Consider the following 11,128-nt stretch of genomic DNA (forward strand, 5'->3'; position numbering starts at 1 on the left):
GTCATATTATTCGCCCGCTCGGAGGGATGGCAGAGTGGTCGAATGCACCGGTCTTGAAAACCGGCAACGGTTTATCCCGTTCTAGGGTTCAAATCCCTATCCCTCCGCCACATTCAATAAAAAGGCCCGCTATTTATAGCGGGCCTTTTTATTTGGCGAAAGATAGGACTTTGAACCAACGGGTTCCTCTTTATTACAAGCAAGCTATCCCTCCTAAAGATTCAAGATCAAATAATAAAAGTATCCTCATACATTGCAGATTATTTATGGGTGTCACGATTAATTCCCCGAACTAGGACATTATCTAGTGTTAGATAATTGTATTAACTGTGATTCTATTATGAGGCAAGATTTGGGTCGTAATAGATCAATGAAAGCAATAGGTCAAGATGTTAAGACTCTGTGGCATCACTAAAGTAAAATGAATAGTGGAGTAACCTCTTTATGAAAAATGTAATACTTTTTTTAATCTTTTTTCCATCATTTTTAAATGCTACTGAAGCTGATAGTAGCAACTCATTTATTGAGCAAATGAAAGGTTTATGCCTCAATACTGAAGCGACTCACTGCTCTAGTGAATTGTACAATATAGGGCAAGTGAATGAAGATGCTGTCGTTTACATCAAACAGCCTGAATTCATTTTTGATAAATATTGTGTGGAATTGGAAAATAAACATGAGCTATCATCTAGAGTATATACCTTAAATTCATATATATATGTTGGCAGGTCTATCAATGGAACTTGTTCAGATTATATTCGTTATACACAAGAGCATGATGGGAAGTCTTTGTATATTGATGCTAATGCTTTAGATTTTATTTTTTCGATAAAAGATGTATTTCACAAAAATAAACTCAGGAGTAAATGCCTTAATAAGTCTGATGTTTTTTATAAAAATATCGATATTTATGGGGTGAATATATATCCAAGTATTGTCGATGCTAAGCTAAAATATGAAATAAGCATAAGTCAAACAGGCGATGATGTTTTGTTCACTATGTACTTTGATTCAACAACTAAGGTGGAAGAATGCGAAGGAGTCAGAGGGCAAAAGCCTTAGTAACCAAAAGCAATTACATGTACACGGTTAGCGCATTTTAATCCCAGACTCCAACAGTGTTACTCTAAGCTTGGACATCTGTAATGGTCTAATGAATCTAAATTGCCTGTTTTATGTAAACGGCTTAATTAATAATTGAAGGATTCGCAATGAACTTCAGTGATAAACCAGACCGCACATCGTCGAAAGCCCATAAATGGGAAAAATACAAAGGTACAGATATACTGCCTATGTGGATTGCAGATACTGAGTTTCGCTGTGCTGAGCCTATCTTATCCGCTTTACATCAGCGCATTGATGACGGCTTGTTCGGTTATACCTTTCCGGCTCACGATACCGATGCTAGCGAGGCTGTTATTGCGTGGTGTCAACGTCAGTATAACTGGAAGATTGATCCTAGTTGGCTAGTCTGGACTCCGGGTGTGGTGCCCGCGTTCAATGTGGCTATTGCAGCATATTGCCAAGCAGGTGATACGATTATTGTACAAACACCCAATTATCCTCCGATATTGGCGGCACCTGCAATTAATAATCTCAACCGAACTTGTATAGGATCGATAGAAGTGGAGGGTCGCTGGACACTCGATTTTAATGCCTTAGAAGAGGCTGCCGCGGATCCTAAAGCCAGCTTATTTATTATGTGCAATCCAATGAATCCGCTTGGTTCAGTCTTAAACCAAGACGAGCTAGACACAATTGCAGCGATATGCAGCAAACATGGCGTTATGCTGTGCTCTGATGAAATACACTGTGATTTAATTTTAGATGACGTGCCACATTTACCCGCCAGTGCGCACCCCGAGTTGGCTGAGCATTCAATAACATTAATGGCTGCCAGTAAAACGTTTAATATTGCTGGATTAGGTACGTCTTTCGCTATTATTCCAAACGAAAAGTTAAGAGCAGCTTTCAACCATGCTGCCCGCGGCAGATTACCATCGGTAACCGTCACGGGTCTTACGGCAACAAATGCAGCCTTCAGGCATTGCGATGACTGGCATCGGCAACAATTGGCATATTTAACTGAAAATCGCGATTATTTAGTAACAGAAATCAATAAAATTGACGGTTTACACGCTATTTCACCCGCGGCTACTTTTTTACTGTGGGTAGATGCCAGCGGTTTGCAAGTCACCGATACGCAAGCCTGGTGTGAAGCCAAAGGTGTTGGTCCATCAGCGGGCAGAGATTTTGGTGATAAAGACTGTTTTCGCTTGAACTTTGGTTGCTCACGAGATTATTTAGTCGAAGCGATTAAAAAACTCCGAGGCTGAGCTATTTCATTAACGAGTAAATCTGAGTTTCAGGGCAAAAAAATTCAATATAAACTAAAAAATTGAGGCTTTATCCAGTATTTAATCGTATGACTATAGAATAAAAATTAAAGGAACATGTTCCACGATGACATTACCTATACAAAACACTCAAGAAATGGCTAAACGGTCCGCAACCTTCGTTGATTCTGAAGCACTTCGCAGAACCCCTAATCTCTGCAGTGGCAATGTGGATGACAAGCGCAAAGAAATCGCGCTTTATTTCATTAATACTTTTGATACCTATACGCAACTGTTTGATTGTTTGCGCGACGATACTGGCTTTTATCAAAAACCTATCCCTTTGCGCCACCCGCTTATTTTCTATCTTGGGCATACGGCCACTTTTTTCATCAACAAGCTACTATTGGCAAAACTGATCCCCGATCGGATTAATCCTCATATGGAGTCAATTTTTGCGGTGGGCGTTGATGAAATGAGCTGGGATGATCTGTCTGAGGACAGTTATGACTGGCCCAGTGTTTCTGCAGTAAAAGAATACCGCGCCAAAGTGCGCACCACAGTATTAAGATTAATTGATAGCTTAGACCTAGTGCTACCCATTGATTGGGAAAATACCTGGTGGCCTATCGTGATGGGAATTGAACACGAACGTATTCATCTTGAAACGTCCACGGTACTCATTCGCCAACATGAACTGGCTAAAGTCCAGTCATTACCTCAATGGCCTGCTTGCAAAGAGACTGGCGAGGCCCCCAAAAACACACTGATAAACGTTCCTGCGGGTTCTGTTAATCTAGGAAAACCCTTTGACAGTGACGTTTATGGCTGGGACAACGAATATGGCCAACATCAGGCAGATGTCGCCGAATTTAAAGCCAGCCAATATTTAGTCAGTAACCAAGAATTCCTCGAATTTGTTGAGGCCGGTGGTTATGAGCAAAATAGTTTTTGGAGAGATGAAGGCCTTGCTTGGCGGCAGTTTACAGAGGCTAAACACCCGACTTTTTGGCGTTGGCACAATGGCTGGCGTTTACGTCTGATGACAGAAGAAATAGATATGGCTTGGGATTGGCCTGCTGAAGTTAACTATCATGAAGCGAAAGCGTTTTGTGAATGGAAAACAATAGCAAGTGGGCAGCAGATCCGCATGCCAACTGAAGACGAATGGCATCTTCTATGCTCACAAGCTGGCGTTGAAGAGCTGGGTAATAGCGCGGCTAATGCTAACTTACATCTTGACCATTTTGCATCATGCTGCCCGGTAACGCGCTATCAACATGGCAATTGGTTTGATGTGGTGGGCAACGTGTGGCAATGGACTGAAACGCCAATTTACCCCTTCGATAACTTTAAAGTACACCCATTGTATGACGATTTCACCACGCCAACTTTTGATGGTAAACACAACCTGATCAAAGGTGGTTCATGGATTTCAAGTGGTAACGAAGCGCGCCTTAGTGCACGTTATGCGTTTAGGCGTCACTTCTTTCAGCACGCCGGATTCCGTTATATTACCTCTAGTGTTGAGGCGACGTCTCCTAAGGCTTACTACGAAAGTAATCAGTTATTGTCAGAATACGCAGAGTTTCACTTTGGTGACACCTGGTATGGCGTAGATAATTTTCCTAAAGCCTTAGCTGATATTGCACTTGAAGCAATGAAGGGCAAATCCACAGTTAAAGCACTTGACCTAGGCTGTGCATGTGGTCGTGCAAGTTTTGAGCTAGCCCGTCAGTTTGATGAAGTAGACGGTATTGATTTTTCAGCAAACTTTACCCGCCTTGCGGCTAAAATGGCGCAGCAAGGTGCAGTGCGTTACGCCCGAGCTGAAGAAGGCGAGTTAGTGAGCTATCATACTCGTACCTTGCAAGAACTAGGGTTGGAAGCTTATGCAAACCGCGTAGCATTTCATCAAGGCGATGCCTGTAACCTCAAACCCCAATTCACTTCTTATGATTTAGTACTAGCAGCTAATTTAATTGACAGACTCTACCAGCCGAGCCGTTTTCTTGCGGATATGGCACAGCGGATCAATGATGGCGGCTTGCTTATTATTGCATCGCCTTACACGTGGCTGGAAGAACATACACCCAAAGACGAGTGGATAGGTGGGTTCAAAAAAGATGGCGAAAACTACAGCACGTTAGATGGCTTGAAAGATCAACTATCAAGCCATTTTAAGTTAGTCGGTGAGCCGCGAAAAGTCCCGTTTGTGATCCGTGAAACTCAGCACAAGTTTCAGCATACCTTGTCTGAACTTACGGTTTGGGAGCGCTTGCCACGCGGATAAGCGCCTCAATTTCATGAGCTATCTCTTTTTGGTCTACCAGTTGTTCAAACCAACTGGTGGCCACAATATCGCTTTGCAGTCCAAGCAAGGTTCCCAGCACGATGCCACGATGTACATTGTCACCGCCTAAATTGGTATTTACTCGCAGCGCTTGCCAAGGATCATTTTGGTATTTATAAGCCAGATACAAGACGACAGGCCAAGAATCTGAAATATAACACGCCCTTGAAAAAATCTGACCGACGACTTGGTTATCGGGCACATTACGTTTTAACAGACTGGCTAAATTAGTACTCGTTAAGCCCTTACTTGCATCAAGTAAAAGTATTTTAACGCCAGCTTCATCAGGCCCATCCATAAGAGCACACAAGAGTTGCACGTAGCTATCACACACTTGCATTAAAGATTCATCTGGATGGGTTAAAGCCAGGTGTGCTCTGCAAGCAATCTTTATCTCAGCTTCGTTTGTGCCCTTAAGTCGCTCTGAAAACACCAAAGGCGCGATTGTGACTAATGCACCAATAGATGCTGTGTCGTGCGTTTTCATACCACAATTTTCAGGCTTTCGACCTTGCGCTAAATTGGCAAAAAATCCTCGATGGTAGGATTCTGCATAAGTATCGGGATGAGCGGCGGGAGTCATTGTCATAAAGTCAATGTAGGCATTAACAAATGCTTGTCGATCATAGGGTTGTGGCGAACTCGCCAAGGTGCGCATCAGCACACGAGCGCAATGGGCATTGAGGGTGTTTTCACCGGCCTGCATGCCTTGATGATAATGTACATTCGGTTGGTCCCAAAACTGCGCCTTATCTTTTAAAATAACATCGCCTACCACTTGCGGCGACAGATCGTTAGTTGAATGCCCCTTAGACGATCGATCGATGGACTGTCGCCCTCCTTTATGTTTGGAGTGCAAAGACATAATAGAAGAAGGGTGAAACTCTGGTGCGGCTTCAAAGCGCTGAATACCACCAGTAAAGGCACGCTCTATTTCCATTGGCTGATAATACCAATGCACAGGCATGGCTAAAGCGTCAGCAATAAAACTTGTTTTAAGTGCCCAGGTTACGCGAACTAGCTCAGAAGGGGTGTTATTCATGATAATGCCTTTATCACATGGCAAAAAATAATTCGTATCAGCATTGACTCCGCAACAATAGGTTGTGAATCGATAACGAATGGAAATTTTGATGATGTGAATATGATTAAAAACGTATGTGGATATACTTGATACGTCATTTATACAAATCTAGACGTTTTTTATGGCAATACATTAAATTAATTACAAGCTCTTATTTACAAAGATAATTATTCGTAACCATAATGTTGAACATTATAATTTTGCAACTCACACGGCCATAATTTTTATGTTGGCGTTTTTTGGGTGCTAAACCACCACTTATAAAAGACGATCGGTTTATATTTTTGATATCCTGCTTGTTAATAGTTTACCCAATTATTTGTACTGATATACTCAGCTTCATTCCAATTGTTAACATACTGTGTGCCAATGTCTGTAATCACTCCTAACTTACCCCGTAGCCCTAGTTTTTTGCAGTCTCTTGTCTGTTTTAGCGTGATTATCATCACCATTGCAGGAGGACTTTTTGGTCTAGGGATCAGCCTGCATATACTGATGTTTCTGTGTCTTTTGTGGATAGGACTTAACGCTTTTAGTCTTGGCTATGGCTATGTACACATACGTGAGTTAATGACTAACGCCCTCAGCAGAGCCATGCCTGCCATCTATATATTTATATTGATCGGCATGGTGATTGCTAGTTTTATGCACAGTGGCACCATCGCCACGCTTATTTATTACGGCCTTAGTTGGCTAAGTCCGAGTTTGTTTTTGGCTGTCGGTTTGTTACTGTGTGCCTTGATGTCGGTTGCAACGGGAACATCTTGGGGTACTGTCGGCACCTTAGGCGTAGTTTTTATTGGCATCGGCTCTGCCATGAATATTCCACTTCCTTTAGTTGCCGGTATGATTGTCTGCGGGGCAACTTTCGGTGATAAAATGTCGCCGATTTCAGATACCACAAACCTCGCGGCTATGAGTGCTGGTACCGATATTTATCGACATATTTACGCCATGTTGTTCACTACAATGCCTACTTTTATCCTCACATTTATCATCTTTTTAGTGATCGGATTTAACTTTGGTGAGCAAAATATAGACTTAACAGAAGTCACCTCAATTCAAACCGCACTTGCCAACACATACAGCCTTACGCCACTGATTACGTTATTACCACTGATTTTACTCGCCGTGCTGAGTATTAGGAAAGTGCCCGCTGAAGTAACGATGTCATGCAGCATTATACTTGCCGTGCTAATCGCGATTTTTTATCAACAAGAAAATCCAATCTCCGTGCTTAATGCGCTGTGGGAAAATACGCCCGAATCAACGGGTATATCCAGTTTAGATGCTTTGCTAGGTCGTGGCGGCATTAGCAGCATGAGCTGGACCTTACTGCTGGCGTTAATGGCCATCGCGCTAGGTGGGATTTTGCACGGCGCGGGATTTCTCACCGTATTGTTAGCCGGTATTATAAAAAGAGTGCAGCGCACCGCCACCCTTATTGCTACGACTATTATGTCCGGTTTTTTAGGTAACATTGCTATGGGAGAGGCTTATATTTCGATTATTCTAAGTTGCCAACTGTTTAAGCCGAAATATGAGCAACAGAATTTAGAGGCTGCCATTCTTTCGCGCTCAGTTGAAGAAGGTGCCACAATGACCACAGGCCTTATTCCGTGGACCACAGCCGGAGCCTTTTATACCGCTACACTAGGGGTAGATGTTCTTGACTATGCGCCCTATGCATTTTTCAACTACCTCAATGCCATCATTGCAGTGGCAATGGCAGCATTTGGAATTGGTCTTCTCAAACCGAAAACCAAACCAGCCTTGGCAGTTTTTACTTCAAAGGAGCTTTAGTCACATGGCTGGCGATTTATAAATGTCCCAAGATTTTAGTAACACACTACGCCATTGTAAATCTGCTAATATTAACGGTGACATTCATAGTTAATGCCAGATAAATAACTGTTTACTTTGATTTTTATATGCGAAGTCAGGGGGGCTTGTTTATTAAAAGCCTGCCATCCCTCTGCAAGATTTATTGAGAGAGCCTCATCAGAAATGATGGGGCTTTTTTTGTGTCTGCACTATTTGCCCCTAAGATCCCGATGGTTAAGAACGCAAAGCCTTAGGCACATCGTCTCGGCCTAAAATATGTTCTAGTTTAGATTTTTAAGTGCTTACATTGATTGTTGAATCTATGAAATGAAAAGTACAAGGTACAAACCAATTCGTTTTTAAGTAGGCTTACTGACAGCTGCGAAAATTTGATGTTCATGACCATAGAAACTTATGTCTGAATATTCACATCATATGAAAATTCAAATTAATGAGATTTTTATCGTCCGTCTATTGTGCGTTTATTGTTCGTTATTTACTGCATCATTGAGGCACGTCAAGATATCACCGACACATTTCAGTTAAATTTATAATGACAATGTTATTTCTAATACGCATTTACGTATCTGATCCCTTTAGTTGTAATCACAAAAAGAGTCAAACAGATGAAAAATTTTCCTGAACATTATAAAGAACTTAATACTTGGATGGACAAACTCGGGGTGGCTATACCTGAGGCTATGCAAGGGTTTGCTGAACTGCATAAGGCATCGATTACTCCTGCAGCTTTAGAAAGTAAAACTAAGGAGCTAATTGCTCTTGGTATAGCGATAACGGTTAGGTGTGATGGGTGTATTACATTTCATGTTCATGACGCATTACAGGCTGGTGCTAGTAAAGAGGAAATAGCTGAAACTGTGTCTGTGGCCATTCTGATGGGGGGAGGTCCATCAATGGTTTACGGAATTGAGGCCATGCAAGCTGTCAGTCAATATCAACAGCAAGGATTATAACCTAAATCTATCAATAATTTAGAAACTTGAATTAGCCAGAATGTTTACTAGCATCATTAACACACTAATAGCGGCTGTTTGGTTTTTCCTTGTAACCAGAGACTGTATAGGTGAATAAATATGAGTACAGCTAAAAGTGACAAAAATAGCAATCGTGACAATCTCGAAGGAGATATTAAAGAGGCTGTTGAGACCGATAATAATATTAGGGAAACCGTTCGGTGCATTACTCTTAAAGCATTTAGTGAAGGTAAATTGGACTTCAGTGAGATCTCGCAAATTGCAAACCGAGTGGTTAAAGGTGCTGGTTTAGGTGCTATTACTCACGGCCGTGATGGTCAGGACAAGTTAACTAATGCCGTTGCGGGACTTGACGATGCCTTATGTTCTGCCGCCGAAGCATGCAAATTAGCCGTTGAAGAAGCTAGTTCGCATGTTAACACCTTTAGTAAGCAGGATTTAGATCGCGCCATTAATGACCTTAGTGAGCTTGAAGCTATGTTTTTAGATACTTTGAAAGAGGTAGCAAAAGAGGCTAATGAGACGGTATCCGATACCTTAAATGATTTGGTTCGTCATGGGCGGGTAAGCGGCACTGCAGTTGGTCAAAAAACAACTGAGATCGCAACATTGTTAAACCAACAATTTAGTGAAAGGCTAAGCGACACTGTAACCGCCGGAGTCGATTCAGCTGCGAAAGTAACAAGTAACCTCGCTTATGCTGCAGCTGGTTTTCTTGATGCGCTTGGACAAAAATTGAATCAGAAATCAACATCTAATCCAGCCCCAAATAAAAGTAAATAGGTGCACCATGCTTTGGGAGACGTTAGGCACAGCGCGAGATATTGGTCGACTGAATGAGCTTGCTTCGGTCTTAATCCGTTATGGCTTCGGCGATGTAATGCGTAGGCTTGGCCTCGCTAACATGTTGAATGTCGCAGGTAAGGCATTGCATTGGAAGCATGCTGCAGAAATAACCAGTTTGGAGTCACCAGTCAGGTTTTGTCATGCATTAGCTGAAATGGGGCCAACCTTTATAAAATTAGGACAAATTCTTGCTACCCGTTCAGACCTATTTTCACCAGAGTGGACGACTGAATTTGAAAAATTACAAAATCATGCGCCTCCGGTATCGTCCGAATTAATCTGTAAACAATTACAAGAAGACTTAGGATGTAGTCCGCAACAAGTTTTTGCTGAATTTAATCCAAAACCTTTTGCTGCAGCGTCCATTGCCCAAGTTCATCGAGCTCGTCTACATGATGGTACTGAAGTGATTATTAAGGTTCGACGGCCAGGCATTAGGCCCGTTATGGAAGCCGATTTACGTTTACTTGCCCGTATTGCAGAGATCATGGAGTTAGAGTCTCCGACATTACGCCGTTTTAGGCCTCGTGAGGTGGTACGTCAATTTACCCATTCTCTACGCCGAGAATTGGATTTATTGGCCGAGTGTCGCAATGCCCAAAGGGTAGCCAAAAATTTTAAAAGTAACCCTAATATCGTTATTCCTAAAGTGTATTGGTCTTGGTGTAGCGAACGCGTCAATGTGCAACAGTTTATTGATGGTATTTCTGGTCGAAATGTTGAAGCAGTGGAAAAGGCTGGTTTAGATAGAAAACTGTTAGCTAAGTATGGCGGTCAAGCCGCGTTGAAAATGATATTAATTGACGGTTTTTATCATGCAGACCCTCATCAAGGTAATATTTTTTATCTACCAGAGAATCGAATCGCATTTATTGATTTTGGAATGGTGGGACGATTGTCTTTCGAACGCCGACATCAAGTGGTACAGCTTTTACATAGCATGGTTGAGTTGGATGCTCCTCGTGTTGTGGATGTATTACTGGGTTGGGCTGGAAATCCTGCGATAAATTGTGAAAATCTCACATATGAAGTAGAAGAATTTGTTGATAAGTATCATGGTGTTTCGTTAAAAAATTTCCAGTTAAGCATGATGCTAACTGAACTGATCTCACTGCTTAGAGAATATGGTCTGAGCTTACCACCTGATATTATTATATTGATCAAATCATTAATTGCACTTGAAGGTGTAGCTCTGCAGTTAGACCCAGACTTTAATATGGTCACTGAAGCCAAACCATTATTACACCAGCTAATGATAGACCGATACGCACCAGACGCATTGGCCAAAAGAGGTTGGCAAGCCATTGTCGATACTGGCGAACTGTTAAGTGGATTACCACAAGACTTGCAACAACTTTTACGTTCAGCCCGTAGTGGCCGATTTCAACTGCATGTTGATGTAACAAGACTAAAAGCATTTGGTAATCAACTTGATCGTGCTGCTAGCCGTATGGCAATAGGTAATGTGGTAGCGGCTATGATTATTGGGTCGTCTATTGTGATGACAGTTGATGGTGGCCCAACTTTATTTGGTTTGCCGTTATTTGGCATACTTGGATTTCTGAGTGCTGTCGTCGGTGGAATTTGGTTGTTATTTTCCATTTGGTCAAGTGGGAGGTGGAAGTAGCAAAGTTTGCCCGCATCAATAAATAAAGTGATCGAGTACTGGTTATCAAGTAACACTCTTTAC

The 11,128-nt window shown here is 42.0% G+C and carries 8 protein-coding genes and 1 tRNA gene; 8 read left to right on the top strand and 1 reads right to left on the bottom strand.

All coding sequences use genetic code 11. From position 1 onward, the window contains the following. The first annotated feature begins 20 nt into the window (after window positions 1–20). The 4 genes from H5202_RS13130 (at window position 21) to ovoA (ending at window position 4,629) form a co-directional block, all read left to right on the top strand. Window positions 21–110: transfer RNA gene (locus H5202_RS13130), tRNA-Ser, on the top strand. A 334-nt stretch (window positions 111–444) separates the two neighbouring features. Then, entirely contained in the window at window positions 445–1,062 is a 618-nt protein-coding gene (locus H5202_RS13135) for a hypothetical protein (protein ID WP_182772463.1), read from the top strand. Window positions 1,063–1,211: 149 nt separating this feature from the next. Then, the gene (locus H5202_RS13140; protein ID WP_182772464.1) at window positions 1,212–2,336 is read left to right on the top strand and encodes a MalY/PatB family protein; all 1,125 of its coding nucleotides are present in this window, start codon (window positions 1,212–1,214) and stop codon (window positions 2,334–2,336) included. 127 nt (window positions 2,337–2,463) lie between these two features. Next, on the top strand, window positions 2,464–4,629 hold the full coding sequence (ovoA, locus tag H5202_RS13145; RefSeq protein ID WP_182772465.1) for a 5-histidylcysteine sulfoxide synthase: 2,166 nt from the start codon (window positions 2,464–2,466) through the stop codon (window positions 4,627–4,629). Here ovoA and H5202_RS13150 read toward each other — a convergent pair. After that, window positions 4,598–5,731 carry an ADP-ribosylglycohydrolase family protein gene (locus H5202_RS13150; protein WP_182772466.1) on the bottom strand — a complete coding sequence of 378 codons (1,134 nt, stop codon included), beginning with the start codon at window positions 5,729–5,731 and terminating at the stop codon, window positions 4,598–4,600. The two genes, ovoA and H5202_RS13150, sit on opposite strands and share 32 nt — an antisense overlap. A 411-nt stretch (window positions 5,732–6,142) precedes the next feature. On the opposite strand from H5202_RS13150, the gene nhaC reads away from it, so the two are divergent. The 4 genes from nhaC (at window position 6,143) to H5202_RS13170 (ending at window position 11,065) form a co-directional block, all read left to right on the top strand. After that, window positions 6,143–7,576 carry a Na+/H+ antiporter NhaC gene (gene nhaC, locus H5202_RS13155; protein WP_182772467.1) on the top strand — a complete coding sequence of 478 codons (1,434 nt, stop codon included), beginning with the start codon at window positions 6,143–6,145 and terminating at the stop codon, window positions 7,574–7,576. A 647-nt stretch (window positions 7,577–8,223) separates the two neighbouring features. Next, entirely contained in the window at window positions 8,224–8,571 is a 348-nt protein-coding gene (locus H5202_RS13160) for a carboxymuconolactone decarboxylase family protein (RefSeq protein WP_259397314.1), read from the top strand. A gap of 120 nt (window positions 8,572–8,691) precedes the next feature. Then, window positions 8,692–9,375 carry a DUF6781 family protein gene (locus H5202_RS13165; RefSeq protein WP_182772468.1) on the top strand — a complete coding sequence of 228 codons (684 nt, stop codon included), beginning with the start codon at window positions 8,692–8,694 and terminating at the stop codon, window positions 9,373–9,375. 7 nt (window positions 9,376–9,382) lie between these two features. Then, entirely contained in the window at window positions 9,383–11,065 is a 1,683-nt protein-coding gene (locus H5202_RS13170; RefSeq protein WP_182772469.1) for an ABC1 kinase family protein, read from the top strand. The last annotated feature ends 63 nt before the right edge of the window (window positions 11,066–11,128 follow it).

The sequence above is a fragment of the Shewanella sp. SG41-4 genome (assembly GCF_014164505.1).
Classification (GTDB): Bacteria; Pseudomonadota; Gammaproteobacteria; order Enterobacterales; family Shewanellaceae; genus Shewanella.

Coding starts and splice junctions, on each gene's coding strand:
- H5202_RS13135 (WP_182772463.1), top strand. CDS start 445: ATGAAAAATGTAATACTTTTTTTAATCTTTTTTCCATCATTTTTAAAT.
- H5202_RS13140 (WP_182772464.1), top strand. CDS start 1,212: ATGAACTTCAGTGATAAACCAGACCGCACATCGTCGAAAGCCCATAAA.
- ovoA (WP_182772465.1), top strand. CDS start 2,464: ATGACATTACCTATACAAAACACTCAAGAAATGGCTAAACGGTCCGCA.
- H5202_RS13150 (WP_182772466.1), bottom strand. CDS start 5,731: ATGAATAACACCCCTTCTGAGCTAGTTCGCGTAACCTGGGCACTTAAA.
- nhaC (WP_182772467.1), top strand. CDS start 6,143: ATGTCTGTAATCACTCCTAACTTACCCCGTAGCCCTAGTTTTTTGCAG.
- H5202_RS13160 (WP_259397314.1), top strand. CDS start 8,224: ATGAAAAATTTTCCTGAACATTATAAAGAACTTAATACTTGGATGGAC.
- H5202_RS13165 (WP_182772468.1), top strand. CDS start 8,692: ATGAGTACAGCTAAAAGTGACAAAAATAGCAATCGTGACAATCTCGAA.
- H5202_RS13170 (WP_182772469.1), top strand. CDS start 9,383: ATGCTTTGGGAGACGTTAGGCACAGCGCGAGATATTGGTCGACTGAAT.